26 protein-coding genes, 2 tRNA genes and 1 pseudogene are annotated in these 26967 nt (G+C 66.1%); 23 read left to right on the top strand and 6 right to left on the bottom strand.

All coding sequences use genetic code 11. The features are described from left to right. Positions 1-70: 70 nt before the first annotated feature. Genes murA through RH857_RS04275 form a run of 4 tightly spaced genes read left to right on the top strand, consistent with a single transcriptional unit; the run spans position 71 to position 4399 of the window. Positions 71-1402, top strand: a complete 1332-nt coding sequence (gene murA / locus RH857_RS04290) for a UDP-N-acetylglucosamine 1-carboxyvinyltransferase (RefSeq protein WP_310536739.1) — start codon at positions 71-73, stop codon at positions 1400-1402. 20 nt (positions 1403-1422) lie between these two features. Then, a complete protein-coding gene (locus RH857_RS04285; RefSeq protein WP_310536738.1) occupies positions 1423-2223 on the top strand; it encodes a lysophospholipid acyltransferase family protein in 801 nt (266 codons plus the stop codon). Then, positions 2220-3254 (top strand): NAD(P)H-dependent glycerol-3-phosphate dehydrogenase, encoded by a 1035-nt coding sequence (locus tag RH857_RS04280; protein ID WP_310536737.1) that lies wholly within the window; start codon positions 2220-2222, stop codon positions 3252-3254. Before RH857_RS04285 ends, RH857_RS04280 begins: the two co-directional genes overlap by 4 nt. An 8-nt stretch (positions 3255-3262) precedes the next feature. Continuing rightward, positions 3263-4399, top strand: a complete 1137-nt coding sequence (locus RH857_RS04275) for a D-alanine--D-alanine ligase family protein (RefSeq protein ID WP_310536736.1) — start codon at positions 3263-3265, stop codon at positions 4397-4399. Between the two features lie 34 nt (positions 4400-4433). Here the strand turns inward: RH857_RS04275 and RH857_RS04270 are convergent, their stop codons facing one another. Next, a complete protein-coding gene (locus RH857_RS04270; RefSeq protein WP_310536735.1) occupies positions 4434-4976 on the bottom strand; it encodes a DUF3515 family protein in 543 nt (180 codons plus the stop codon). 96 nt (positions 4977-5072) lie between these two features. Here RH857_RS04270 and RH857_RS04265 point away from each other — a divergent pair, with 96 nt between their 5' ends. The 13 genes from RH857_RS04265 (at position 5073) to RH857_RS04205 (ending at position 17736) form a co-directional block, all read left to right on the top strand. Continuing rightward, the gene (locus RH857_RS04265; RefSeq protein ID WP_310536734.1) at positions 5073-6179 is read left to right on the top strand and encodes an LCP family protein; all 1107 of its coding nucleotides are present in this window, start codon (positions 5073-5075) and stop codon (positions 6177-6179) included. A 52-nt stretch (positions 6180-6231) separates the two neighbouring features. Next, positions 6232-7323 carry a DAK2 domain-containing protein gene (locus RH857_RS04260; RefSeq protein WP_310536733.1) on the top strand — a complete coding sequence of 364 codons (1092 nt, stop codon included), beginning with the start codon at positions 6232-6234 and terminating at the stop codon, positions 7321-7323. Between the two features lie 27 nt (positions 7324-7350). Beyond that, complete coding sequence (locus tag RH857_RS04255; protein WP_310536732.1) at positions 7351-9549, top strand: ATP-dependent DNA helicase RecG; 2199 nt, start codon at positions 7351-7353, stop codon at positions 9547-9549. 52 nt (positions 9550-9601) lie between these two features. Next, entirely contained in the window at positions 9602-10150 is a 549-nt protein-coding gene (gene rsmD, locus RH857_RS04250; RefSeq protein ID WP_310536731.1) for a 16S rRNA (guanine(966)-N(2))-methyltransferase RsmD, read from the top strand. Positions 10151-10188: 38 nt separating this feature from the next. Next, positions 10189-11382 (top strand): glycosyltransferase family 4 protein, encoded by a 1194-nt coding sequence (locus RH857_RS04245; protein ID WP_310536730.1) that lies wholly within the window; start codon positions 10189-10191, stop codon positions 11380-11382. Between the two features lie 22 nt (positions 11383-11404). Next, positions 11405-11878 (top strand): pantetheine-phosphate adenylyltransferase, encoded by a 474-nt coding sequence (gene coaD, locus RH857_RS04240; RefSeq protein ID WP_310536729.1) that lies wholly within the window; start codon positions 11405-11407, stop codon positions 11876-11878. Between the two features lie 50 nt (positions 11879-11928). Next, positions 11929-12837, top strand: a complete 909-nt coding sequence (gene galU / locus RH857_RS04235; protein WP_310536728.1) for a UTP--glucose-1-phosphate uridylyltransferase GalU — start codon at positions 11929-11931, stop codon at positions 12835-12837. A gap of 59 nt (positions 12838-12896) precedes the next feature. Then, complete coding sequence (locus tag RH857_RS04230; RefSeq protein WP_310536727.1) at positions 12897-13460, top strand: YceD family protein; 564 nt, start codon at positions 12897-12899, stop codon at positions 13458-13460. A 71-nt stretch (positions 13461-13531) separates the two neighbouring features. Continuing rightward, the gene (gene rpmF, locus RH857_RS04225) at positions 13532-13735 is read left to right on the top strand and encodes a 50S ribosomal protein L32 (protein ID WP_044494594.1); all 204 of its coding nucleotides are present in this window, start codon (positions 13532-13534) and stop codon (positions 13733-13735) included. Between the two features lies 1 nt (position 13736). After that, the gene (gene rnc / locus RH857_RS04220; protein WP_310536726.1) at positions 13737-14459 is read left to right on the top strand and encodes a ribonuclease III; all 723 of its coding nucleotides are present in this window, start codon (positions 13737-13739) and stop codon (positions 14457-14459) included. Between the two features lie 17 nt (positions 14460-14476). Then, positions 14477-15418 (top strand): bifunctional DNA-formamidopyrimidine glycosylase/DNA-(apurinic or apyrimidinic site) lyase, encoded by a 942-nt coding sequence (gene mutM, locus RH857_RS04215; protein ID WP_310536725.1) that lies wholly within the window; start codon positions 14477-14479, stop codon positions 15416-15418. Positions 15419-15505: 87 nt separating this feature from the next. Continuing rightward, complete coding sequence (locus tag RH857_RS04210) at positions 15506-16771, top strand: LCP family protein (protein WP_310536724.1); 1266 nt, start codon at positions 15506-15508, stop codon at positions 16769-16771. Further along, complete coding sequence (locus tag RH857_RS04205; protein ID WP_310536723.1) at positions 16768-17736, top strand: glycosyltransferase family 2 protein; 969 nt, start codon at positions 16768-16770, stop codon at positions 17734-17736. The genes RH857_RS04210 and RH857_RS04205 overlap by 4 nt, the downstream gene beginning before the upstream one ends. A 12-nt stretch (positions 17737-17748) precedes the next feature. Here the strand turns inward: RH857_RS04205 and RH857_RS04200 are convergent, their stop codons facing one another. The 3 genes from RH857_RS04200 to RH857_RS04190 form a co-directional block, all read right to left on the bottom strand. Beyond that, on the bottom strand, positions 17749-19155 hold the full coding sequence (locus tag RH857_RS04200) for an ABC transporter substrate-binding protein (protein WP_310536722.1): 1407 nt from the start codon (positions 19153-19155) through the stop codon (positions 17749-17751). Between the two features lie 64 nt (positions 19156-19219). Then, the gene (locus RH857_RS04195) at positions 19220-20326 is read right to left on the bottom strand and encodes a glycosyltransferase family 2 protein (protein ID WP_310536721.1); all 1107 of its coding nucleotides are present in this window, start codon (positions 20324-20326) and stop codon (positions 19220-19222) included. A gap of 2 nt (positions 20327-20328) precedes the next feature. Next, positions 20329-20399: transfer RNA gene (locus tag RH857_RS04190), tRNA-Gly, on the bottom strand. 76 nt (positions 20400-20475) lie between these two features. On the opposite strand from RH857_RS04190, the gene RH857_RS04185 reads away from it, so the two are divergent. The 6 genes from RH857_RS04185 (at position 20476) to RH857_RS04160 (ending at position 25148) form a co-directional block, all read left to right on the top strand. Further along, a complete protein-coding gene (locus RH857_RS04185; protein ID WP_310536720.1) occupies positions 20476-21609 on the top strand; it encodes a glycosyltransferase family 4 protein in 1134 nt (377 codons plus the stop codon). After that, positions 21609-22646: a YeiH family protein gene (locus RH857_RS04180; protein WP_310536719.1), complete on the top strand. Its 1038-nt coding sequence runs from the start codon at positions 21609-21611 to the stop codon at positions 22644-22646. Before RH857_RS04185 ends, RH857_RS04180 begins: the two co-directional genes overlap by 1 nt. A 17-nt stretch (positions 22647-22663) precedes the next feature. Next, the gene (locus RH857_RS04175; RefSeq protein ID WP_310536718.1) at positions 22664-24283 is read left to right on the top strand and encodes an Rv2578c family radical SAM protein; all 1620 of its coding nucleotides are present in this window, start codon (positions 22664-22666) and stop codon (positions 24281-24283) included. A gap of 41 nt (positions 24284-24324) precedes the next feature. Next, entirely contained in the window at positions 24325-24639 is a 315-nt protein-coding gene (locus RH857_RS04170) for an antibiotic biosynthesis monooxygenase family protein (RefSeq protein ID WP_310536717.1), read from the top strand. A 72-nt stretch (positions 24640-24711) separates the two neighbouring features. Then, positions 24712-24787, top strand: a tRNA-Arg gene (locus RH857_RS04165). Positions 24788-24821: 34 nt separating this feature from the next. Then, entirely contained in the window at positions 24822-25148 is a 327-nt protein-coding gene (locus RH857_RS04160) for a hypothetical protein (protein ID WP_310536716.1), read from the top strand. A gap of 195 nt (positions 25149-25343) precedes the next feature. Here the strand turns inward: RH857_RS04160 and RH857_RS04155 are convergent. Together RH857_RS04155 and RH857_RS04150 are read right to left on the bottom strand one after the other, a co-directional pair. Beyond that, a pseudogene (locus RH857_RS04155) lies at positions 25344-26432 on the bottom strand (recombinase family protein); the annotation flags it as partial. Between the two features lie 186 nt (positions 26433-26618). Beyond that, positions 26619-26834, bottom strand: coding sequence for a hypothetical protein (locus RH857_RS04150; protein WP_310536715.1), 216 nt, complete (start codon positions 26832-26834; stop codon positions 26619-26621). Positions 26835-26967: the final 133 nt, after the last annotated feature.

The raw sequence follows: 26967 nt of genomic DNA, 5'->3' as shown, positions 1-26967 counted from the left end.
ACAGTGGCATGGCCACAATCACCGCTGGCACACCTAGCCTTTGGCGTCAGAAGGGATCACTGAGAAGGATATGGCCAAGCTGCTCACCATCCAGGGCGGGAAACCGCTGCAAGGCACAGTCAAGGTCCGCGGGGCCAAGAACCTCGTGCCCAAGGCGATGGTCGCCTCACTGCTGGGCAGTGAACCCTCCGAGCTGCGCAACGTGCCGGAGATCCGCGACGTCGAGATCGTCCACAATCTGCTGACCATTCACGGCGTCAAGGTCGACCGCGACAGCGCGGCGGGCCACATGACGCTGGACCCGCGGGAGACCTACTCCGCCGAACACTCCCAGATTGACGCCTACGCGGGCGACTCCCGGATCCCGATCCTCTTCTGCGGGCCCCTCATGCACAAGAACGGGGAGGCCTTCATCCCCGACCTGGGCGGCTGCCGCATCGGTGACCGGCCCATCAACTATCACCTTGAGGTGCTGCGCAACTTCGGCGCCGTCGTCGACAAGCAGCCCAACGGAATCCACATCTCCGCCCCCAAGGGCCTCAAGGGCGCCAAGCTTGAACTGCCCTATCCCTCCGTGGGCGCCACCGAGCAGGTCCTGCTGACGGCAGTCCTGGCAGAGGGCATCACGGAGCTGAAGAACGCCGCCGTCGAGCCTGAGATCCACGACCTCATCGCCATCCTGCAGCAGATGGGCGCGATCATCACCGTCTACACGGATCGCACTATCCGCATCGAGGGCGTGAACCGCCTCTCCGGCTTCAAGCACCGCGCCATCCCTGACCGCAACGAGGCCGCCTCCTGGGCCTCGGCGGCGCTGGTCACCGAGGGCGACATCTACGTCCACGGCGCCGCCCAGCGTGATCTCACCGCCTTCCTCAACACGTACCGCAAGATCGGCGGCGAGTTCGAGGTCGACGACGAGGGCATTCGTTTCTGGCACGGCGGCAAGGCCCTGCAGCCCCTGGTGCTGGAGACCGACGTGCACCCGGGCTTCATGACCGACTGGCAGCAGCCAATGGTCGTGGCGTTGACCCAGGCCCACGGTGTGTCGATCGTCCACGAGACCGTCTACGAGAACCGCTTCGGCTTCACCGAAGCCCTGAAGCGCATGGGCGCCTCCATCCAGCTCCACCGCGAGTGCCTGGGATCCAACCCGTGCCGGTTCGGCCAGCGCAACTTCCTGCACTCGGCAGTGATCTCCGGCCCGAGCGAGCTCAAGGGCACCGATATCAACGTCCCTGACCTGCGCGGCGGGTTCTCCCACCTCATCGCCGCCCTGGCAGCCCAGGGCACCTCTACGGTCACGGGGATCGAGATCATCAACCGCGGCTACGAGCACTTCATCGACAAGATCGAAGGCCTCGGCGCAGACATCGATATCTCCGCCGCCCTCGCCGCCTGACCCCGGTAGGCTTGGAGACTGTGACCAGCCAGAAGAGCAGCCCCCGAAGCCCCCGCGGCACCTCCGGGTCCTCTGCCCGCCGCACCACCCCGGCCTTCCGGGTTGCCGCCGCCATGGTGCGTCCGGCGATGAACGTCCTCATGGGCAAGGAGTGGCGCGGCCTTCAGAGACTGCCCCGCGGGGGATACATCGTGGTGGCCAACCACGTCAGTGAAGTAGACCCCGTGGCCGTGGCCCACGCGGTCTACGTCGGCGGCAACACGCCCCACTTCATGGCCAAGGACTCGCTGTTCCGCGTGCCCGGGCTGGGATCCCTGCTGCGCACGCTGAAGCAGATCCCCGTGGCACGCAGCGACCGCGGCGAGGCGCGGAAGTCCCTAGACATCGCCCGCGAGGTGCTCGATCAGGGCGGTGCGATCCTCATCTACCCTGAAGGCACGCTGACCCGTGATCCTGAACTGTGGCCCATGCGGGCCAAGACCGGGGCCGCCCGTCTGGCCCTGACCACCGGGGCGCCGCTGGTCCCCATCACCCACTGGGGCCTGCAGGACTGGCTGCCGCAGTACTCCAAGATGCCGCGTCTGCTTCCGCGGAAAAAGTACACCCTGGAGGTGGGGGAGGAGATCGACCTCTCCGATCTCCGGGGCAAGCCGCTGACACGCACCCTGCTGGCGGAGGCCACCGAGCGGATCGAAACCGCACTGACGGAGGGCGTCGCACAGCTGCGCGGGGAGAAGGCTCCCGAGCACATCTGGGACCGCGCGGCGAACCAGCGTGTGCCCCGCGGCCAGCTCGAGGCCCGCCGTAAGGCCGACTCATGAACCGGATCGCCGTCCTCGGCGCCGGCTCCTGGGGGACCACCTTCGCCAAAGTCCTGGGGGATGGTGCCGCAGCCTCGTCGGAACCGACAGAGATCGTGCTGTGGGCGCGTCGAGACGAGGTCGCCCAGGAGATCAACGAACGCCACACCAACTCCGCCTACCTTGGTGACATCGCTCTTCCGGAGACCATCACCGCCACCGAGGATCTCACCGCCGCGGTCACCGGGGCCGAGGTGCTGGTGCTGGCCCTGCCGGCCCAGAGCCTGCGCGAGCATCTGGTACGCGTGAAGGACGCAGTCAGCGACGGCGTCGTCGTGGTCTCCCTCATCAAGGGACTGGAACGGGGCACTGACCTGCGCATGTCCGAGGTGATCGCTCAGGAGCTGGGCCTGCCCGCTGAGCAGATCGCCGTGGTCTCGGGCCCCAACCTCGCCATGGAGATCGCCCAGGGCGAGCCCACCGCCTCCGTGGTGGCCTGCACCGATCAGGCAGTGGCCGAACGCATTGCAGCGCTGTGCAGCGCCAGCTACTTCCGCCCCTACACCAACACCGACGTGGTGGGCGTGGAGATCGCCGGGATCGTCAAGAACGTCATCGCGCTGGCAGTAGGCATCTGCGACGGACGCAGCCTCGGAGACAATTCCAAGGCCTCGGTCATCACCCGCGGACTGGCCGAAACCACCCGCCTGGCCTCAGCGCTGGGTGCACGTCTGGAGACCTTCTCCGGGCTGGCGGGCCTCGGCGACCTCGTCGCGACGTGCGCCTCGCCGCTGTCCCGCAACCGCAGCGCCGGGCGCCTGCTGGGGGAGGGGTTGACGCCTGAGCAGGTGGCCGCCAAGCTCACCCAGACCGCAGAAGGCATGAAATCAGCCGGGGCCGTGCTGGAGCTGGCGCGGGCCCACCAGGTAGAGATGCCGATCTGCGAAGCCGTCGTCGCCGTGCTGGACGGCACTCTGGCCACCGAGAACATCGCCTCGCTGCTGCTGGCCAGGGACTTAAAGTCCGAGGACCTCCAAGCCGAAGGAAAGTGAGATCCCCCATGGCAGAGAAACCCCGCGTTCTGGTCCTCTACGGCGGACGCTCCTCTGAGCATGCCGTCAGCTGCGTGACCGCAGCCGGTGTGCTCGGCGCCATCGACACGGACCGGTTCGACGTGCTCGAGGTCGGCATCACCGCCACCGGGCAGTGGACCCGTCCCGTGGTGGACCCGCGCACCCACAGCTTCAGCGGAGGCCAGCTGCCCCGTGTGGAGGCCTCGGACTCCAGCCTGCAGCTGCATTCCGGTCCCGGCGGCGCCGCGGACCGCCAGGCCGAGCTGCTGGAGGTTCATCCCGACGGCAGCACCACCTCCCTGGGCCAGGTCGACGTGGTGCTGCCGCTGCTGCACGGTCCCTTCGGCGAGGACGGAACCCTGCAGGGGCTGCTGGAGCTCTCGGGCCTGCCCTACGTGGGCGCCGGCGTCCTCACCTCTGCGGTCGGTATGGACAAGCACTTCATGAAGATCGCCTTCGCCGCTGCCGGGCTCAAGGTGGCGCCCTGGGTGACCATCACCGATCGCCGCTGGAACCTGGAGGGTGAACAGGCACTGGCCCAGGCGCAGGAGACTTTGAGCCTGCCGGTCTTCGTCAAGCCCGCACGAGCCGGCTCGTCCATGGGTATTACGCGCGTGACCGACTGGGCACAGCTTCGTGACGCGGTCGAAACCGCCCGCAAGCACGACCCCAAGGTGCTCATCGAGCAGGGGATCAACGGGCGCGAGATCGAATGCGGAGTACTGGGTACCCCGGGAGGCGGCCCCGCACGGGCTTCCCTGACTGGAGAGGTTGCCGTCGACGACGACGCCTCGGGGCACCAGTTCTACGACTTTGAGGCCAAGTACACCGACGCCGGCGCCGCCGACCTGTCCTGCCCCGCGGACCTGCCGCAAGAGGTCAGTGACGAGATTCGCCGCCAGGCGGTCATCGCCTTCGACGCGCTCGATGCAGAAGGCATCTCCCGGGTGGACTTCTTCTACACCACCGACGGCGAGATCCTCATCAACGAGATCAACACCATGCCCGGGTTCACACCCATCAGCATGTACCCGCAGATGTGGAAGGCCACCGGCATCGACTATCCCGAGCTCATTACCGAGCTGATCACCCTGGCCCTGGAACGGCCCGCGGGCCTGCGCTGAACCAGCCCCGTCGCTGAACGGGCGCCGGGCGGTGTTAGGCGCCGTCGCCGGTCTCGATCTCCTGGCCGACGGTGGTGCATTCGCGGGTCTGCTCCAGGTGGGCCACGGTCGGTCCCATGGCCAGCATCACCGACGACGACGGCACCTCGTCAGCATCCAGCAGCACCTCTACGGCCGGCTCGCGCCCGTAGCTGACCAGCTGCCAGTAGTCCTCATGCTCGATGGCCAGCCAGTCGATGCCCTCGGCGGTCACGCAGTGCTCGGGGGTCGGGCCCGGGGGCTCGACCCCGCAGCGCACCAGCACCTGCGCGGGATTGCCCCAGGCCGCAGTGGCCTGTGCATCCGTGGGCCGCCGGTCCAGCTCGGCGACCTCCTCCGGCATCAGCAGCATCACCTGAGCGCATTCCGGATCGGCGGCGTAGGGGGCAGCGTCCATCCCCACCGTCGGGGAGCAACCGGTGAGGGCCGCGGTCGCCGCCAGGCTCAGTGTCCATGCGGTCACGGCGCGCCGTCGGCGGCCGATTTTCTTCGGCAACGGGCCGTCTTTTCTCCTCAGTTGCACAGGGTTCGCAGACACGTGCCCTATTCTGTATGAATCCACAGTGCCGCGCCACGTGGCCTCCTCGACGAGCCCCACGTCAGCACGGCCGCACTGTTCCAGGAGATCACTCGTATGAGCACAGCACCCCCGTACTACCCCCCGCCGCCGAACCACGCTCCCCGGCACCAGTCCGGTGATGGCGCTCCACCGCCGCAGCCGCCTGCCCCGGTCCGCCGAAAACGCCGTGGTCCGCGGATCGTGCTCGGCGTCATCGCCGGGTTCGTCATTCTGGCCCTGCTTGCGGCGGTGGGATACCTCTGGTCCCTCTCACGCGCCTATGACGGCAACGTCCAGACCTTCGCGGCCACAGAGGATGGCCGCGACCCGGTGTTCCCGCCGGAGGAGGAACGCCCAGCGCCGGTGGAGGACGGCTCCATGAACATCCTGCTGCTGGGCTCGGACGAGGGCGGCGGCTCCGGTGAGAACGAGGACCTCCCGCGGGTCCCAGGCGGCGGCCGCAGTGACACCATGATGCTGGTTCACCTGCCCGCTGATCGGGACTCCGTGCAGGTCATCTCCATCCCGCGTGACCTGTGGGTCGAGATTCCCGGCGGCTACGGGTGGCACAAAATCAATGCCGGACTGGCCTTGGCACCCGAAGGTCCGTGGCTGACCACAGCGACGGTTGAGTCGCTCTTCGACGTACGCGTCGATCACGTCGCCGCCATCGACCTGGAAGGCTTCACCTCGCTGGTGGACGCCATGGGCGGAGTGACGGTGAACAACACGTATCCCACGGAGTTCACCCAGTACGGCTACACCTTCAACCAGGGCGAGATCCACATGGACTCGGGCATGGCGGAGGCGTTCGTCCGGCACCGCAAGAGCTTCCCGGAGGGAGACCTCCAGCGAATCCGGAACCAGCAGGCATTCATCCGTGCCGTGATCAGGCAGGCAGCCTCCGGCTCCAACCTTGCCAACCCGGTGCGCGTGCACGATATGGTCTCGACCTTTGCCCCACACCTGATCGTGGACGAGGAGCTCGATTCCTCCACCGCGGCAGGCCTGCTCTGGGAGTTCCGCGGCGCCGTGGACAACATCCAGTTCGCCACCCTGCCCAACGGCGGCTCCAGCTGGTCCGACGACGGTCAGTGGATCTTCGTGCAGGACCAGGCAGCAATGGAGGAGATCCGCCAGGCGCTGCGCGACGGCACGCTGGAGGAGTACCTCAGCCGCTGAGCCGGGTCAGTCCCCGATATCCTGGACACCACGTCAACACAAGACCACACAGGTGAGGGGACATACGGTGAAGGGCAAGGTCAGAGGCGCAGCGGCAGTGCAGCGCTGGTTCGCCCTCGCCGAAGAGGCGCTGCAGGTGCACAGCCACCGGCTCAACCGACTCAACGTGTTCCCCGTGGCGGACTCGGACACCGGCGCCAATATGCTGGCGACCGTCCGAGCCTGCCGCGGGGCTGTTGAGGCGTCTCCCGCACAGGACCTGGGTGAGCTGCTGGCCACCGCCGGCAGCAAAGCCATGGCGGGAGCCTGCGGGAACTCAGGCACTCTGCTGGCCGTGCTGATCTCGGGATTCGCCGAACCCCTCCACGGCACGGAGCGGCTGACGATCGCCGGGCTTTCCCGAGCTTTGGAGCGTGCCAGCCTGCGGGCCTGGTCGGCGCTGTCGAATCCTGTCAACGGTACGATGCTCTCCGTTCTGGACGCCCTGCGCGATGAGGCCGCTGAGCAGGCCCGCCATGCGGCCGAACCTGAATCCCGAGCCGCCCTGGAAGCCGCTATGGACCCGCTCATCCACGCGGCACGGGAGGCCCTGGCCGCCACCGAGCACCAGCTTGGCCCCTTAGCCCAGGCGCGGGTGGTGGATTCCGGCGGGCTCGGACTGCTGCTGGTAGTCCTGGCGCTGGCCGCAACAGTGCGCGGTCAGGAACTCGACCATAACGCGCTCGAGCGGGACATGCTCTCAGAGCTAGCCGGGTGGCAAGCGTCCGAACCGGCTGATGAGACCCGGCCCGCCCCGCCCTCGGCAAGCTCCGCAGTGGAGATCATGTCCACGGTGCGACTGAGTCCCCTGGAGGCCGCATCCCTGCGGCACCAGCTCGATGAGCTGGGGGAGTCGGTGATCATCACCCCCATCGAACCGGTCACCGCGGATGCGCAGGCCGGCTCCGACGACGGCACCGAACCCGCGCATCCGGTACGGTCCGCACCGCAGGCAGTCACTGAGGAGATCGACGCGGAGTATCGCTGGCGCATTCACCTTCACGCCGAGGATGAGCACGCGGCCCTGGCCGCCATCGAATCGGCCGGGACCGTCGAATCGAGCACCGTCACCCCGCTCTCCGGGGGCGGGCAGCCGCGGGAGTGAGACCGGCCATGGTGAAAGGTCTTCGTGATGCCTGAGCCGACCCCTGACACACCGCTGGACAGAATGCTGGGAGGCAAGACTGCCGCCACCCTCGCCGAACAGCTGGATATCCGCACCGTGGCAGAGCTGCTGGACCACTATCCCCGCCGTTACGTCAACGCCGGCCAGCTCTCCAGCTTCGAGGAGCTGGTCGAGGGCGAGCACGTGACCTTCATCGCCGAGGTGGTCAGCACCAGCGAACGCCGCATGCAGAGCCGGCGCGGCTTCATCGTCGAAGTCACCGTCAAAGATCTCTTCGACGAGCGTCTGTCCCTTGCCTTCTTCATGGGCTACGAGGCGCGCAGTAAGCTACACACCGGCGTCCGAGCCATGTTCCACGGCAAGGTGACCACCTATCGCAGCAGCTTCACGCTCAACAACCCCATCTTCTCGGTCCTGGCCACGGCTGACGGCACGGTGGCACCCTCGGACAGCATCTCCAGCCTCCTGGCCGAACGTCAGGGCCCCATTCCGCTCTACCCGGGACGGGCTAAACTCTCCAGCTGGGACATCGCCGCCTGTATCGACGTAGTACTTGATTACCTGCTGCCCAGGCCCGCAGAGCCGAGCACCTGGCCGGATCCCGTGCCGCAGGACGTGCTGAACGCTGAGAACATGGTCGATCTGCTCACCGCGTACCGGCTCATCCATCGCCCCGGGCACCCCGACGATCCTGAGGTGGGATTCCGTCGCCTGCGCTTCACCGAGGCCTTCCTGCTGCAGGCGACGCTGGCGCAGCAGCGCAAACAGGTCGCCCAGCGGCATGCCCGCGCCTATCCGCGGCGCCCGCACGGACGGGTCAGTGCCTTCGACGAGCAGCTGCCGTACCAGCTGACTGAGGGACAGAGCCTCGCCGGGGAGGTCCTCTCGCAAGCGCTCAACAGCACAGCACCGATGAACCGGCTGCTGCAGGGTGAGGTCGGATCCGGCAAGACTCTCGTGGCGCTGCGGGCCATGCTGCAGGTTGTGGACAACGGTGGTCAGGCCGTCCTCATAGCGCCCACGGAGGTGCTTGCTGCCCAGCACGAACGCTCCCTGCGGCGGGCGCTGGGTCCCCTGGCGGACGAGACGCGCACAGGTCTGCTGGCCCAGGACGATGAGGCGCCCCTGCGGGTGAGGCTGTTCACCGGGTCGCTCCCGGCGGCCGCCAGGCGACAGGTGCTCCTGGAGATCGCTTCGGGTCAGGCCGACGTCGTCGTCGGCACCCATGCGCTCCTGGGGGAGACCGTGCAGTTCGCGGAGCTGGGTCTGATTGTCGTCGACGAGCAGCACCGCTTTGGTGTGGAGCAGCGCAACGCCCTGCGCGAGCGATTCGAGACGACCCCGCACACCCTGGTGATGTCGGCAACACCCATCCCGCGGTCGGTGGCGATGACCGTCTTCGGTGATCTGGAGATGACCGTGCTCGAGGGCATGCCGGCAGGGCGCAGTCCCATCGCCACCCATGTGGTGCCCATGTCCAGAGGGCCCCGCTACATCGCCCGAGTCTGGGAGCGCATCGCGGAGGAAGCGGCCGCCGGCCGGCAGACCTATGTGGTCTGCCCGTCCATCGAACCGAGCAGCGACTCTACGGCAACCGCCTCCGTCACGGACATGGACCAGCGCTTCGGACAGATTCCCGAGCTGGCCGGACTGCGCCGGGGCGTACTGCACGGTCAGCTCTCCACGGAGGAGAAGGAAGTCGTGATGGGCGCCTTCGAACGCGGTGAGCTCGACGTCCTCCTGGCCACGACGGTGATCGAAGTGGGGGTGGACGTGCCTAACGCGACCCTTATGGTTATCCTCGACGCCGACTCATTCGGGGTCTCCACCCTTCACCAGCTGCGTGGACGCATCGGCCGAGGCAAAACGCAGAAGAACCAGTGTCTGCTGGTGACGCGCCAGCCGGAGGACCACCCCTCGGTGGAGCGGCTCCAGCAGGTCGCCGCCACCCAGGACGGCATGGCCCTGGCTCGGCTGGACCTTCAGCGTCGCAGGGAAGGGGACGTGCTGGGCTCCGCCCAGGCCGGACGCAGCACGCGGCTGAAGCTACTCCAGGTGATTCGCGACGAGGAACTGATCACCGACGCGGCGGAGCATGTCGCCCGGCTCAGTGCCGAGGACCCGGAGTGGAGCCGATGGCCGCAACTGTCTGCCGCCGCAGCGGCCTGGAGCGAGGATGACGAAGGGTACCTGCGCCGGTCCTGACCTGTGAGCCGCTGCGCCCGATCCCCGACCTTTGAGCAGATAAGGAGCACCGATGGCACGCATCATCGCCGGCACCCACAAAGGACGCCGACTAGCGGCCGTCCCCACTGTCGCCACCAGACCCACCAGCGACCGGGTCAAAGAGTCGCTGTTCTCCCGGCTGGAAGGCTACAACGCGCTCGCCGACGCCGTGGTGGTGGACCTCTTCGCCGGATCCGGAGCGCTCGGCTTTGAGGCGCTCAGCCGTGGAGCAGCCGCATTAGAAGCCGTGGACAAGGCGGAGGCGGCCTACCGGACCCTGCGCAAGAACGCCGAGGCCTTCGGACAGGCCGCCCAGGTCCACAAGGCCGATGCTCTGAAGTACCTCAGTGCGCGCAGCGGAGCGCCCATCGAGCTGCTCTTCCTGGATCCGCCCTACCAGCTCACCGACGAGGAGCTGCACAAGATCCTGGCCCTCTCGGTCCCGCAGCTGCATGAGGCGGCAACCGTGGTGGTCGAACGCGATGCTCGCAGCCCTGAACCTCACTGGCCCTCCGGACTGGAGCTCTTCCACGAGAAGACCTATGGCAGCACCCGGATCTGGCTCGCGGAACCGGCCTAGTTCCGGGTGACGGGGCAGCGCCTACTAGACTGGCGTGCGTGCGTATCGTCTACATCCACCAGCACTTCAACTTCCCCTGGGAATCGGGGTGGCAGCGGCCGTGGCAGTTCGCCCGGCGGCTGGCGAAGGCTGGCCACGATGTGACGGTCATCTGCGGCGGCCGGGAGAAGCGGACACTTGAACTGGAGGGCGTGACCGTCCGACGGCTCGCCGTGCCCTACGAGAACGCCATGGTCTTCCAGCAGCGTGTGCGTTCCTTCATCTCGTTCATGGCGCGCGCCTCCTGGTATGCCTCCCAGGACAAGGCCGACGTCGTCTTCGCTTCCTCGACGCCCCTGACCACCGCGGTGCCGGGCATTATTGCCTCGAGGCTCGGGCGTGTGCCGTTCGTCTTCGAAGTCCGTGACCTCTGGCCGGAGGCTCCGGTGGCACTGGGGTTTCTGAAAAACCGCGCGGCCATCGCAGCCGCTCAGCAGCTGGAGAAGCTCGCCTACCGCACCGCGGCACACGTCATCGCTCTCTCACCCGGGATGGAGGCGGGGGTCAAGCGCGTCCACCCTGGGGCCCGCACCACCGTGGTTCCCAACGCCTCCGATGTGGAGAACTTTGCCGCAGGCCGCAAGGACCGGCAGTCGATCCGCGAGGAGCTCGGCTGGGATGAGGATGAGACGGTGCTCTTCTACGCCGGCAGCTTCGGCGTCACCTACGACGTGCCCTGGCTGGTCAGCCTCGCCGGAGAGCTCGCCGCACGTGGAGAGCGCTTCCGAGTGGTCGCCTACGGGGAGGGTGCAGACACCGACCGCTGCCGTGAGCTGGCGCGCAGCTACGGGCTGGACGCGCTGCAGGTGCTGCCCGGCAGCATCCCACGCACGGAAATCGAGCGGATGCTGCCCGCGGCGGACTTCGCGGTCTCGACCCTGGTGGATAACCCCGCGCTGGAGATCAACTCCCTAAACAAAGTCTTTGACGCCCTGGCCGCCGCGCGGCCGGTGCTGTTCAACCACGCAGGCTGGCTACCGGAGATCCTCACCGAACACGGTGCGGGCTGGCAGCTCTCTCGAGACCCTGCCCAGGCGGCCAACGCGCTCGTCGAGGGTCTGCGCACGGGCACGATCAATCCGTCCGACGGTTCCGAGGCAGCGCTGGAGCTGGCACGCACCCGCTTCGACAGGGACCTGCTCTTCAGCACGTTCCGCGACGTCATCGAATCGGCGGTACGGCCTAGGCGCTGAGCCGATGCAGTAGGTTGGAGCCATGCAGTCCGCAGTCTGCCCCGGCTCCTTCGACCCGCTGCACAACGGCCACGTCGAAATCATTGCGCGCGCCGCAAACCTCTTTGACGAGGTCATCGTTGCGGTGTCGGCCAATATGCACAAGACACCGCTGTTCAGCCTCGAGCAGCGGATCGAAATGGCTTCGGAGACCTTCTCCTACCTGCGAGGAGTGACCGTCAGGCCGCTGTCGGCGGGTCTGCTCACCGAGTTCTGCAAGGAGGTCGGGGCCAACGCCATCGTGAAGGGCCTGCGCGGACCCCAGGACCTCACCTACGAATCCTCCATGGCCACCATGAACCGGCATCTCAGCGGCATCGAGACGGTCTTCCTCGCCGCCGACGGACGCCATGCGCACCTGTCCTCCACGCTCGTGAAGGAAGTTCATGCCCTGGGAGGAAGCGTCGGAGAGTTCGTGCCGCGCGCCGTCCACACACGCCTTAAAGAAACCAACTGACTTCCAGTTTTCATCGAGTCAGCGCGAGAATTCGCGATAGGGTGTGCTACATGAGCACTACGACGTCGATCCGTAAAGCCGTGATCCCCGCCGCCGGCCTGGGCACGCGCTTCCTGCCGGCAACCAAAGCCATGCCAAAAGAGATGCTGCCGGTGGTGGACGAGCCCGCCATCCAGTACGTCGTCGCCGAGGCCTCCAAGGCCGGGCTCGACGACATTCTGATGATCACCGGCCGCAATAAGCGTGCCATGGAGGATCACTTCGACCGTGCTCCCAACCTCGAGTCCATCCTCGAAGCCAAGGGAGACACCAAGAAGCTTGAGGCGGTGCGCTACGCCACCGAGCTGGGCGATATCCACTATGTCCGTCAGGGCGAGGCGAAGGGCCTGGGCCATGCGGTGCTCTGCGGCAAGCAGCACGTGGGCGACGAGCCCTTCGCTGTGCTGCTGGGTGATGATCTGATCGATCCTCGCGATGAACTTCTGACAACCATGATGGAGACCCAGCAGAAGCTGGGCGGCTCGGTCATCGCGGTGATGGAGGTGCCCGAGGAGAACGTCTCCGCCTATGGTGTCGTCGACGCCGGCGGGGCGGACAACGAGCCCGGTGCTGAGGTGGTGCCCGTGCAGGCACTGGTGGAGAAGCCCCCGGTCCAGGAGGCGCCTTCGAACCTGGCGATCATCGGCCGCTACGTGCTGCACCCGGCGATCTTCGCGCAGCTGGAACAGACTCCGCCGGGCAAGGGCAACGAGATCCAGCTGACCGATGCCCTGCAGGTGATGGCGTCGAAGCCCGCTGAGGAGGGCGGAGGAGTCCACGCGGTGATCTTCCGCGGCCGTCGCTACGACACCGGGGATAAGCTCAGCTACATCAAGGCTGTGGTGACCCTGGCGGTGGATCGTGAAGACCTGGGTCCGGACCTGCGGAGCTGGCTCAAGGACTTCGCCGCGGACCTCTGAGGGACGCGAAGTTTCCACAGTTCGCGCCTGAAACTCCCAAGCTGGTAGACTGACACGCTGTGAAACATCCACAGCAGAGCAGTCTGCTGCAGGTGGACGTCAAAGAGCTCAAGGGCAGGCCCGGAACCGGGGAAGAGATTCTCCGCACCGTGCCCGCTCCGGCAGGCTTCGCCACTGTGCTGGTCGGTGTTGCGGAGAGCAGCGACATTGACCTCGACGTGCGGCTTGAATCCGTCCATGAGGGCGTACTCGTCACCGGCACCGCCACCGCGCGGGTCACCGGCGAATGCGGCCGATGCCTGGACCCCCTCAGCTACCCGCTGACAGTTGATCTCATGCAGCTGTTCTCCTGGGACGCGGAGGAAGGACGCGACGGAGACGAGGACGACACGCGCATCGTCGGCGAGGACATTACCCTGGACCTCGAGCCGGTGCTGCGTGATCTGGTGGTCACAGCGCTGCCGTTCCAGCCGGTCTGCCGCGGGGACTGTCCGGGACTGTGCTCCCAGTGCGGATTCCGCATGGAGGAGGACCCCGAGCATGTCCACGAACAGCTCGACCCCCGCTGGGCCGCCCTGCAGGACCTGGCAGCAGAACTGAATGAGGACGAGGACAAGGCCTAGCGCCCCCTGACGTCCTCCATAAGACGTGACTAACACCTGACCGACCGTCAACGAGAGAGAAGAGAGACACCGTGGCTGTTCCGAAGCGGAAGAAGTCCCGTGCCAACACCCGTCACCGCCGCTCCCAGTGGAAGGCCGAAGTGCCCACCCTGGTGAAGACCGTGGAGAACGGCCGTGTGGTCTACAGCCGTCCTCACCAGGCCAAGCTGGTGACCGACTCGGCTGACACCCCGCTGTTCTACGAGTACAAGGGTCGCAAGGTCGCCGACGCCTGAGTTGGCCGAGAACCACATACTGATCGAGAGTCTCGGGGTCCATATCGACCCCGAGACTCTTCGTCTTGCCCTCACGCATCGCTCCTATGCGTATGAGAACGAGGGGCTGCCCACGAACGAGCGCCTCGAGTTCCTGGGGGACTCGGTGCTGGGCATCGCCGTGACCGACTATCTCTACCGGACCTACCCTGAGCTCCCTGAAGGTGACCTGGCTCGACTGCGGGCAGCTTTGGTGTCCACCCGGGCACTGGCCCGGATCGCGCGCAGCCTGAACCTGGGACCGCACATCAAGCTCGGTACCGGAGAAGCCCGCAGCAACGGTCAGGACAAGGATTCAATCCTGGCGGACACCATGGAGGCGCTCTTCGGCGCCGCGTATCTCTCCACCAACCTGGAGACTGCCCGGCGACTGGTCCTGCGGCTGGTGACTCCGCTGCTGCAGGACAAAGAAGCGATGACCGCCGGCAAGGACTGGAAGACCACAGTCCAGGAAATCGCCGCCGAACGGGACCTCGGAGAAATCCGATACCTCATTGAGGATTTTGGTCCCGACCACAACAAATCCTTCGAAGCCACCCTGACCATCGGCGGCACTCAGTACGGAACCGGCACCGGGCCTTCAAAGAAGGAGGCTGAGCGCGCCGCTGCCCGCGCCGGCGTCGAACAGCTGAGCACCCACACCGGGGGAGATGACATCCTCGCCCTCGTGCTGGGCCGCTACTGAGCCCATCATGACGAGCCATGCCTGAGCTGCCAGAAGTTGAAGTGGTCCGCCGCGGCGTCCAGACCTGGGCCGCTGGGCGTACCGTGGAGACCGTCACGGTCCACGATTCCCGCAGCCTGCGCCGCCATATCCCCGCAGACCCGACGCGCACCCCCGTCGAAGACTTCACCGGCCAGCTCACCGGTGCCACACTTGGAACCCCGGCCCGGCGCGGCAAGTACCTGTGGATACCCTTCGTCCCCGCATGCTCGGGCGGCACGCCCCCAGCGCTGCTGATCCACCTCGGCATGAGCGGCCAGGTCCTCATGGAGGAGCAGCGCGCTCCCGCCGAGAAGCACCTGAAGGTCACCTTCGACCTGGGCCCGCTCTACAAGGACGCCGGTGCACCCGGTCAGATGCGCTTTGTGGACCAGCGGATCTTCGGACACCTGCTCATCAGCCCGCTGGTGGACGCCGATCATGCCAGCGGCTCCGTGCCCGCCGTCGCCGTCCATATCGCCCAGGACCCGCTGGAGAGCGGGTATGAGGCGGAGACCCTGTTCCGCCGCCTGCGGTCCCGCCGGTCAGGGCTCAAACGGGCGCTGCTGGACCAAACGGTGATCTCCGGAATCGGCAATATCTACGCGGACGAGGCCCTATGGCTGGCCAAGCTGCACTATGCCCGCCGCACCGAGACCATCACCCGGGCGGAAGCTATGCGGCTGCTGAGCGCCGTACAGCAGGTGATGCGCGCTGCGCTGGAGGCCGGAGGCACCAGCTTCGACTCGCTCTATGTCAACGTCAACGGTGCCAGCGGATACTTCGCACGGTCGCTGGAGTGCTACGGCCGAGCCGGCCAGCCGTGCCGCCGCTGCGCAGCAGCGGGACTCACCACAGCTGTGCGCCGGGAGGCCTTCGCCAACAGGTCCTCCTACTGGTGCCCGCGCTGCCAGCCGCGTCCGCGAAACGGGCGTTGGTGAGAGGACCGATAGGTGCGAATCGTCCAGAATCGTCGGCTAGCATAGCGCGGACAGTTCTGCGCGATCGCGGTGGAGAAGGGAGGGCCCGTGGGGTCCAATAGCGAGGAGGCACAGCCTCACCGCCCACGCCGGGCTAAGCATCAACCGGAGCCTCCGGTCCCCGCACCCGCAGCAGGAAAGAAGAAGGCCCCGCCGGAGCGACGCCGGCGTCGTCGTCGGATTGCGCTCTTCAGCCTCGCCGCCATAACGGTCCTGGTCATTGCCGCTGTGGCCGTAGCCGGCACCTATCTGCATCAGCTCTCGAGCACGTTCAACGAGAACCGCAACGTGATCGATGAACTCGACCTCCAGGACGACACCGCTTACCGCACTCCCGAAGGCACGATCAACATCCTGCTGCTGGGCACCGACTCCCGCGGCGACGTCGAGAGCGAGTACCGTTCTCGCATCGGGGAGGAAGGGGAGCGCTCGGACACCATGATGTTCGTGCACATCCCGGCAGACCGCTCCGAGGTCTACGTGATGTCCATCATGCGTGACCTGTGGGTGGAGGTCCCCGGCGAAGGCATGGGGCGTGTCAACTCCGCGCTGAGCGCCGGTGGCTACGAGCTGGCCGTGGACATGGTTGAAGAGCTGCTCTACACGCATATCGACCATGTTGCCGTCATCGACTTCGAAGGCTTTGCCGGGCTGACCGAGGCGCTGGGCGGAGTCTACGTGGACAATCCGCGGTCGTTCTCCGCTGGTCAGCGCAACCCGGATTTCTATCCTGAAGGCACCATCCGGCTCGAGGGCTCCAACGCTCTGCGGTTTGTGCGGGAGCGCAAATCCTTCCCCATGGGTGACTATGTGCGCGTGCAGAATCAGCAGCTCGTGGTCCGGGCCATCGTTGAACGCTTCCTCTCCGGGGACACCCTGACTAACCCTCAGCGCGTCATGAGCGTGGTGGAGGAGATCGTGCCCTATCTGGAAGTTGACTCTGCCCTGGATGCTGAGACTATCGCCGGCTACGCCATGGACATGCACCAGCTGCGGGGATCTGACATCCACATGTTCACCATCCCCACCGGCGAGCACACCGTTACCTCCGGGGGAGCCCAGGTCATCCTCCCCGACGAAGAGCTCATGGCGCTGCTGCAGCGCTCCCTGAAGAACGACAATCTCAGCGGGTTCCTGGAGCACTACGAACGTCTCGACGGAGAGATGCTCGACGACTCCTTCACCGGTGAGGAGACCGACGCGCCCGAGAGCGACGAGGATGATCCCGAGTCCCTCCTGGACGGCACGGCTCCTGAAAACGTGCAGCCAGATGACCTCGAGCAGCTGGATGAGTCCGCAGAGGGCACTCCGTGACGGAGCAGCCTCCGGCACTGGACGCTTCACACGTCTACATCTGTGTGGCGACCTACCGACGCAATGAGCTGCTGACCCGGCTCCTGCGGAGTCTGAGCACCGAGCCGATCCCTGCGCAGAACGTGATCGTGGTGGACAACGCGCCAGTGCCGGCGGCCGAGGCCACCGTCAAGAGGGCCCTCCCTCTGGCACGGTACCTCCATCAGCCGCAGCCCGGGATTGGTACGGCCCGGAACACGAGCCTGGACGCCGTGCCCACTGACGCCCAGGCCGTCATCTTCCTGGACGACGACGAGTACGTCAGGCCCGGCTGGCTCGCGGCGCTGCTGGACTGTGCAGACTCATCGGGCGCCCACGTGGTCACAGGCCCGGTGACCCCGGAGTTCACCGGCGAAGAGCCCGCGTGGCTCGAGGAGTACGGCTACGTGCGCCGCACCGACCGGCCCACCGGCCCTTGGCTCAGCGCCACAGGACGCGGAGGCCAACTGCGCTACCGTCGACCGGCCACCAACAACACGCTGGTGCGTGCCCACTGGTTCACCGCCTCCGGGTTTCGCTTTGACGAGCGGTTCAACTTCTCCGGAGGCGAGGACTCTGAGCTCTTTGACCGTCTGCTGGCCGCCGGCGCCGATGTGTGGTGGTGCGCCCAGGCCCAGGTGGTGGAGGTAGTGCCCCAGGAGCGTGCCACCAAGGAGTGGCTGCGCGCACGCGCGGTCCGCGGCGGAAGGGTGCGCGCCCTGAAGATGCAGGCCAAGGGCACGCGGGGCGGCGCTCTTGCGGTGCGTCTTGCTGCCGAATCGGCGGTGCGCATCGGCTATGGGTCGCTGCGTCGCGCGCAGAAGCACCTGCGACGTCGCCCTGTCACCTATACCGATGACTACTACGTGTGCGAGGGAGTGGGCATGGCCCAGGCGCTGCTGGGTCGGGGCGCGGATGAATACGCGCGCTCCTCGCGCCGGAGCTGAGGCAGCGCCGCCTCAGTCCCTCTGAGCGGGACGGATCTCGTGCCAGTCGATGGGAATGTGGCGAGTGGGCAGGTCCGCGCCGTCCCACTTCTGGGCGTTGTACGCGTTCAGGCCCCAGACGTGGGCGATCGGCGCTGAGACCATCACCTCTGCTGCACGTTCTTCAAACTCCTGAAGGTAGCGTCCGCGCTCAGCCTCGTCCACTGCGCGAAGCGCCTGCTCCGCCAGGCGGTCCAGCTCCTCGTCGCAGTGCCCCGAAGGATTCCGGGAATGCACGCCGTCCTCATTGCACTCGTGCCAGATGGTGATTCCCAGGTTGGGGTCTGTCTCGGTGGCGCCGACCAGGACGGTGACTTCGAAGTCACGCTCCACATAGATCAGGTCCTGGTAGACGTTATTATCAATGCCGTTGAGGTCGATGCAGATGCCTACCTCGTCCATCGACGCTTGGACCACCTCGGCGATCTGGCGCGCGTTGGGGTCCGGCGCCATATACGTCAGCTCCAGGCTGAACCGGCAGCCGTTGCTGCCCACCGGATAGCCGGCGTCGTCGAGTCCTTGGCTGATGGCTTCGACGTCGTAGGCGAAGTCCTCCAGGTAGTTGACGTTGGGGCTGTGGGCCCAGTCCAGGGGGTCCGGGTAGATGCTCTCTGCCAACTCCGAGTTGTGCGGAACGGCCACCTCGTGGACGCGACGGCGATCGATGGCTGAGTACACGAGCTGACGTACCTGCGGGTCCTGGAGCTCCTCGACGTCCGTGTTCATATTGAAGAACGCCATCCACTGCATAGAGCCCCGCGTGCTGGTCTCCAGTTCGGGTTCGGCCTCGATGTCCTCGTAGCGGGAGGCGCTGACGCCGCCGCGGTCGAGCTCCCCGGAGAGCAGGGCGAGGTCCTGCGCGTTCGGGTCGGGGAATACCGGGAAGATGAGCCGGTCGATCTCCACCTCCCCGGCCCAGTAGTTCTCGTTTCCGGTGACCACGACCTCTTCGCCTTCCGTGAAGGAGTCGAAGACCATGGGCCCGGTGCCCACCGGTGCTGAGTTGGCCTCGTTGGTGAGGAAGTCGGTGCCCTCGTAGATGTGCTGGGGAATCATGCTCTGCACTGCCAGCATCTCGAAGAAGGGGCCGTAGGGCTCGTCCATGTGAATGACCACGGTGTGCTCGTCGGGTGCCTCCACCGATCCGATGGAAGCAGCTGCGTCACCGGCGATGTACTGGTACTGGATGACCTCCTCGAGGTTGAACTTCACGTCCTCGGCAGTGAATGCTTCACCGTCGTGCCACTGCACGTCCTCCTGCAGGCGGAGGGTAATCTCCAGTCCGTCGTCGCTGACATCCCAGTCCCGAGCCAGCCAGGGGACGATCTCGTACTCGTCGGTGATCTTCACCAGGGGCTCCATCATGGTGCTGCCCACCACGCGCACCGACGGTGAGATGAAGAACTGGGGAGGGCGCGGGAGCTGCTAAACGAGCGGCCGGTGGTCAGGAGGAGAGCGCGGCGCGAACAGACGCTGCCGCTGCGCGCAGCCCCTGGGCGGAGGGGAGACCGGGGCGGCGGAAGAACAGCATCGTCTGGGGGTAGCGCCACCGGTGGCGGGAGGGGTCGCCCACGTAGAGGGAAGCGATCTCACGGATCAGCTGGGCGCATTCGGCCCGTTGGAAGCCGCCGTCGTCGCCGGGGACCTGCTTGAGCTTGCGCAGGTACCAGGTGACCAGGGCCCGCTCCAGGCCCTGCCGGACATAGGCCTCCAGCAGGGAGGACTCCTTCAGCCATTGTGCCTGCGCCCGTTCACGGATCACGCACTTGGCGAAGTACCGGGCGCCCACGGCATTCACCATGGATCCGGGGGTGTCCGCGTGGTACAGGTAGGCGGGCTCACGGTGGGCCAGGAAGGTCTCGGCGGCGGCGAAGACCTGCAGGAAGAACAGGGAGTCCTGCCCGGCAGCTCCGAGCACCTGCTCGATTCCAGTGGACTTCAGCCACTCAGTGCGGATCACCAGAGCGGCCAGGTTGGTCTGCCGGAACTGCGCCTGTGTGAGCACCTGGGGTCCAGCCCGGTAGAGGTCGGCGCGCCCCTCCAGGGGGTGCAGGTCGTAGTGGCGGATGTTGTTGACGTCCTGCCAGCCCTCGGAGCCCGCGCGTAGCTGATTGGTGATGGCCAGCTGGGCCTCGGGCGCTTGGGCGAGGGCTTCGTGGGCCCGCCAGAGGACGTCGTCGTGCGCCTCGTCGTCGGGGTCGAGGTAGGTGACATACGGGGTATGGGTCAGAGCCAGGCCCACGTTGCGGGGCCGGGAGGCCGAGCCTGAGCCTCCCGTGCGGTGGAGGAAGGCGGTGACATTGGGGTAGGCCTGCGCCAGTTCGCGAACCGTGGCTACCGTGTCGGGGTCGGTGGACCCATCGTCGATCAGCAGCACATGGAGGCGGGAGAACTGCGGGAACCTGCGCAGTGAGGCAAAGGAGCGCTCACGCAGGAGATCACCGTTGTTGAAGACCGGAAGGATGACCGCCAGCTGAAGATGCTGGTCGGCGACAGCCACGCGCGCCTCGGCGTTGATAGAGGCTAGGTCATCACCGGGATAGTGGATCACGGAGGGGGTGACGGGAATCGAACCCGCGTAGCCAGCTTGGAAGGCTGGGGCTTTACCATTAAGCTACACCCCCGGGCGCCGCCCTCAGGCAGCGCTCATTCACCTTACCAGGGCTCGGGGAGCCTCACAAATATCTATAAGCTGGGGGAGTGTCTGACCCCTCCCGCCCCCGTATCCGGTTCCAGGTTCAGCCCACGGTCTCGCACTACCGCGAACCTCTGATTCGGCGCCTGCAGGCCTCCCGGCGACTGAACCTGGACCTGCTGGGCCGCTTCGTCAACGCTGAGTCCAGCGAGGCTGACCGCATCAAATCCGCCTCCGCCGAGGTGCTCAAGACCATCGGCCCCGTTCACCTGCGCACCTGGGGCAAGCTGTGGTGGGAGAAGGGCCAGGTCGCCGCCGTCTGGCGCGGGGGCTATCACGCTTTTGTCCTGGAGGGACGCATCTATACCGCCTCCACATGGGTCGCGGCTGCCGCGGGTCGTCTCCGGGGTCGGAGGGTCTACCTCTGGGGTCACGGGTGGAAGCGTCCGGAGGACGGGATCAAGCGACAGTTCCGGCTGGCCTTCTACTCCCTGGTGGACGGTCTGCTGGTCTACGGGGACCGGGCTAAAGACCTCGGCGTCAGCTACGGCGTGCCGCGGGAGAAGATCAAAGTCGTCTACAACAGCCTCTACAGCGCACAGCAGGTGGAGGATTCCGCGGCCGAAGTGCCTCCGCAGGCGCACGACGACGTCCCTACCATCATCTACAGTTCCCGCCTCACCACGCGGCACCGCCTCGACACCCTGGCGGAGGCGCTGCAGGACTGGGACGAGACAGCCGGCCCGTGCCCGCGCGTGATCATCGTAGGAGACGGGGTGGAGCGGCCCCGGCTCGAGCGTGTGTTTGCCGAGGCCGGAGTCCCGGCGCAGTTCCTCGGGGCGGTCTATGACGTGGAGACCCTGCGCGAGCTCTACGCTCAGGCCGACTGCGCGGTGTCCATCGGCGGAGCCGGTCTGAACGTCATCCAGGCGCTGAGCTTTGGCGTGCCGGTGGTCGCTGAGGCGGATAACCCCGACTCCAGTCCGGAGATTGAAGCCGTCACGGAAGGGGAGACGGGGCGCTTCTATCCGCGTGGGGACGCCGCGGCCCTGCGCGCGGTGCTGCAGCGGGTCCTGGGTGACCGTGAGGAGCTGGAGCGCATGGCCTCCCGGGGCCGGGAGGTCATCCTTGCCCGCTACACCGCCGACCGTCACGCGGCGGCGATTGAGGCGGCTTTGCTGGAACTGCTGGAGCGCTGATGGCTGCTCGCTTCTCCGCCGAGTCGTTCCGCGGTGCCGCGCGCCGGATTATGCCTGGGGCCGTACTGGCACTGGTCGTCGCCGCCGTTGCCCACCGGTTCATCGCTGCCTGGGTGCCGGGGCTATCCGCCATGCTGCTGGCAGTTCTCGCCGGCATCGCTCTGCGCACGCTGGGCTGGGTGCCGCGCTGGGCTGAGGCCGGCTTCTCCTGGGTGGCCAAGTTCCTCCTGCGGATCGGCATTGTGGTGCTTGGGCTTCAGCTGGCCGTGGGCGACATCCTCGGCCTGGGCTGGGAGGTGCTGGTCGTCATCGGGGTCACCTCCGCAGTGACCTTCTTCGGCATGCTGCTGCTCGCGCCCGCGGTGCGGGCAGAGCGAACCACGGCGATCCTGCTGGCCACCGGAACCGCAATCTGCGGTGCCTCCGCGGTGGCTGCAGCTGCCTCTGTTCTGGACCGTGGTGATGGCATGGACCGGCGCGGTCAGCCCCTCCAGGCGGTGACCGCTACGGCGCTGGCCGTCGTCACGCTGTGCGGGACGGCGCTGCTGTTTGGACTGCCCGCGCTCGCCGGTGTGCTGGGACTGGGCGAGCGGCTTACCGGTGTGCTCATCGGCGCCAGCGTTCACGAGGTGGGGCAGGTGGTTGCTGCGGGAGGCTTGGTCGGTGCCGTTGCACTGGCCGCGGCCACCACGGTGAAGCTTGCGCGCGTTCTGCTGCTGGCCCCCCTGATGCTTGGTCTGGGCCTTGTCCAGGGCCGGAGCGAAGGGACGGGGCGCACCACTCTGGTGCCCTGGTTCGTGGTGGGCTTTCTGGTCGCTGTCGGGCTGAATTCGCTGTTCGGGGTCGAGAGGGCGGCAGGTGAGACGCTGGGCGCGCTGACCACCCTGCTGCTCACCGTTGCGATGGTGGGCATCGGGGCCGGCGTGGACCTGCGCCAGCTTCGGCGCACCGGTGGGCCCGCCCTCGCGCTGGGGCTGCTGGGTTCGGTTCTCGCCGTCGGCACTGCTCTGGGCATGGTGGTCCTGCTGCTCAGCTGACGTGCTCACGGACGTCGATGATGGACGTTCATTCGAATATGTGTTCGAATAAGGGCATGCGATGGCAGGGTCAGAAGATCACCGGCGACGACGGCGCCGCCCTCCTCCCCATGAAAGGGCTGGTGCGCTCGGTGCGCACCCCCGAGTTCGAAGGGGTGACCTTTCACGAGGTCGCGTGCAAGACCGCCCTGAACAAGGTTCCTGCGCAGTCGAACATGCCGTTCCAGTGGACCGTCAACCCCACGCGTGGATGCCTCCACCAGTGTGTTTACTGCCTGAGTCCAGAGACGCTGATTCTCATGGCTGATGGCCGGCAGAAGCCAATTGGTGATATCCGTGTGGGGGACCGAATCATCGGCACAGAGCTGCGGGATCGGTACAGATACTTCGTTGAGACGGAGGTGCAAGCCGCGTGGCGCACACATAAACAGGCTTACCGCGTGACGCTCATGGACGGCACGGAGATAGTCGCCAGCGGAGATCATCGCTTCCTGACTGAGCGCGGTTGGAAGTACGTGGCGCCGCTCGCTCGCTCGGACGGGCAGCGCCCATATCTCACGGTGAACAACGGGCTCATGGGTTTCGGCCTCGGAGGTGCCGCTGTCAAGGCGACTTTGACCGAACAGGCGCCGCAGCCTGTATGGGCAGCTGACCTGGGTGGCTCGCCGAGGCGGGTAGTGGGTCGGAAGGTCACGACGTCGCCTGGGCTTGTGGTGAGTGGCTTGAAAGACCTGGCAGTAACTCAGGACATGGTGGACATCACCACTGGAACCGGTGATTTCATCGCCAATGGTGTCGTCAGCCATAACTGTTTTGCACGGAAAACGCACGAGTACCTGGACCTAGACTCCGGCAAGGACTTCGATACCCAGATCATCGTGAAGACCAATGTGGCCGAGGTGCTTCGGGCAGAGCTCGCTAAACCGTCCTGGAAGCGCGAGCATGTGGCGCTGGGTACCAATACCGATCCGTACCAGAGGGCAGAGGGGCGGTATCAGCTGATGCCTGGCATCATCCGGGCCCTGGCCGAGTCTGGAACGCCGTTCTCCATCCTCACCAAGGGGCCGCTACTGAAGCGTGATCTGCCTCTTCTCCAGGAAGCTGCCCGCAGGGTGCCGGTCTCCGTCGCGGTGTCCCTGGCCATCGTGGACACGTCCCTGCAGCAGAAGGTTGAACCAGGCACTCCGGATCCACGCGCACGACTGAACCTGATCCGCTCCATCACCGACGCAGGGCTGGAGTGTTCCGTGCTGGCCATGCCGATCCTGCCGTGGCTGACCGACTCCGCTGAGCACCTCGATGCGCTTCACGCGGCGCTGGCCGAGGCGGGAGCCAGCTACGTGACCACCGGGGCTCTGCATCTGAGGCCCGGAGCGCGCGAGTGGTACATGCAGTGGCTGCAGCAGGAGTACCCCGCCCTGGTGCCCAAGTACCGGCGGATTTACCGCAGCTCTCGCGGTGGGTTCAGCACCTATGCCTCGAGCGAGTACCGCCAGTGGTTGGGCAAGCGTGCCGCTGAAGCACGACGACGCCATGGCTTCGACAAGCGCACGGACATGACCTGGCGCGAGCGGGTCTCCCCGGAGACCCCGGTGCCCGCGGGTGCCGGAGCACCTGCCCAGCCTGCCTTGTTCTGAAACATGTTTCTCGCGGCTGACCCAGGTGGAAGAATGGAGCTATGAGCATCATCAAGATCAACGCGATCACGGTCCCTGAAGACTCCGGTGACGAGCTTGGCAAGCGTTTCGCCTCGCGTCACGGTTCTATGGAGGGGACCCCGGGGTTTGAAGGCTTCGAGCTGCTGCAGCCTGCTGATGAGCGCAACACCTGGCTGGTCATCACCCGCTGGGCCACGGAGGAGGACTTCGAGAACTGGAGGAACTCCCAGCACTTCCAGAAGTCTCACGGGGAAGGCAAAGAGGGCGAACCTCGGCAGAAGCCGGTGGGTATGTCTTCAGAGCTGTGGAGCTACACGGTCGCCGTCACTGGCTGAGCGTGCCACTCAACTAGGTTCCGGCCCCGGCGGCTGGTAATCTATTTCGGTCAGCCCTCAGGGCAGACCCCCGCCTCCGTAGCTCAGGGGATAGAGCGTTGGTTTCCGGTACCAAAGGCCGCAGGTTCGAATCCTGCCGGGGGCACCAGTTGGTCCTTGTTCAAACCTGCGACGTTCGCGGTTTGATCTCCACTCTGGTCTCCACCAGCCTGCTTGCGGCGCAGCGCGGTGGACCGGACCTCGGGGTTGAACAGGATGTCGAAGGGCTCGCCGGCCTGCCCGTCCACGACATCGGCTTCTGTGATGTAGAGCTTGTCGAAGAACGCCTGGTTGGCTGTGCGGCGCAGCGAGTCATCGATGCTCGTGTAGATCGCGTGGCAGTCACCAGCCAGGGCCAGGCAGTCCTCCAGATGGGCCTGGGCCTGCTCGTACTCCAGGGTGCCGGCCTCGATCTGTGCTTCCAGGAACGCCAGGCGTTTAGCGACCCGCTCCTGCTCAGTCTTCAATAACCCCAACGGCACAGCTCCGGCATAGTGAGCCTGAAGTAGCTTGGTCCGCTCCGCGATCAGGTCCTGTCGTTCTCTGGTGTAGGCCTCCTGCTGCTGCTTGGTGGTGGCCTGTAACCGGTCGAACTCCGAAGTCACCAGTTCCCGCAGTGCGGTCACGATGTGCTCGGGTATCTGGACCTGTTTGTAGTAGTTCTCGACCGCGCGCTCCACATCCGGGATGTACATGGCCTTCTGCTCACAGTTGGTGCGCTTGGAGTGCCGCCCGGCACACATGAAGTAGGGATAGATCACGCCCTGGCGGTTCTTGGCTTTGGTCATGATCAGCCGGGACCCGCACTGGCCGCAGTACAGGCTGCCTTTGAGGTAGTGGTCATGGACCTGGGTCTTCTCTCCCGAGGCCCGGTGGGAGGACAGCACTGCCTGGACCCGGTACCAAATCTCGGTGGGCACCAGCGGTTCGTGCATGCCTTCATAGACCGCGCCCCGGAAGGACACGTTGCCCTTGTAGTACGGGTTCGACAGCATCCGGTGCACCGCAGAGAGGGAGGGAGCCTTCTTCGGGCGCTTCGGTGTTGGCACGGTGGTCAGGCCACGGTCGATGAGTTCATCACGCAGGCTGGCGGTGGAGTAGTTGCCGCTGGCGTAGGCGTCGAAGGCCCACTTCACGATGGGGGCTCGTTCTGGATCGAGGTCAACGGTGCGCATCTCCCGGCCCAGCTCATCCTTCTTCACCACGTTGAGGTAGCCCATGGGAGCCTTGCCATTGGTGCCTCCGGTGATGGCCTTCTGGCTCATGCCCTTGGAGACTTCATTGGCCAGGTTCCGGGAGTAGAACTCCGCAATCGAGGACATGATGCCGTGCAGCAACATCCCCGAGGGCGTCTCGTCGATGTTCTCGGTTGCCGAGACCAGCAGAACACCGGCTTCCTGCAACGCCAGATGGATAGCGACATCGTCAGAGCGGTTCCGCGCCAGACGATCCACCTTGTGCACGATGCAGTAGGCCACCTGATGAGCTTTGATGTACTCGATCATCCGCATCAGCTCGGGCCGGTCGGCCTTGCGGGCGGACTCACCGGCATCCACGAACTCTTCTACGATGATGGCGTTCAGATCGCGGGCCTTGCGCAGGTTGGCTTCCCGCTGAGCCGGGATCGAGAACCCCTCATCCCGGCCGCCCTTGGAGGCTTGCTCCTTGGTGGAGACTCGCAGGTAAGAGACCGCGAGGGTGGTGGTCTCGCCCAGCTGCTGAAGACTAGAGATGTCGGGCGCTGTGGTGGTCATTGTCGTGTTTCCTTCCCCGTTACGGGCGGGGCCAACACGAGCAGCACCATGAGATGCCGCTGGTGCGGTGCGACTCGTAAACGGGAAACACGACATCAACAGGCTGGGTGGAGCCTGCCGAAGTAAGCCCTATGGGCCAGACATGACTGCGCACCGACAGCCGAACGGTGTCCGGCTGCTGGCTTCTTACATGTCAGATTCTACTCCGGGCTCCGTCTCCGCCTCTACTGCGGTGTCGGAGTCATCGCCGGTCTGCTGGTCAGTGTCGGTAGGGCGGGCACGGTCCAGGGCCATGCCGATGAACACTTGGGCCAGCCGGTGCAGGTCCGGGGCCTCCCGCGGCTGGGCCTCCACCCGCAGGTCCCGCATCCGGTCAGGCAGACGGTCTAAGGTTTGGCTCATCACCGGCCTCCTGGGTGGTCATCGAGGTGGCGGAAGAACTCGTCTTCGGCTCGTCGTCGCTCTGCGACTTGGGCCATTACGAAGTCCACGAACTCGCTTTCGCGGTCTTCGATGGTGAGGTCTTCTACCGGTG

It is taken from the genome of Nesterenkonia flava, assembly GCF_031432335.1.
GTDB lineage: Bacteria > Actinomycetota > Actinomycetes > Actinomycetales > Micrococcaceae > Nesterenkonia > Nesterenkonia flava.
The sequence above is the reverse complement of the archived record's forward strand: the minus strand, read 5'-3'. Positions and strand labels throughout refer to the sequence as shown.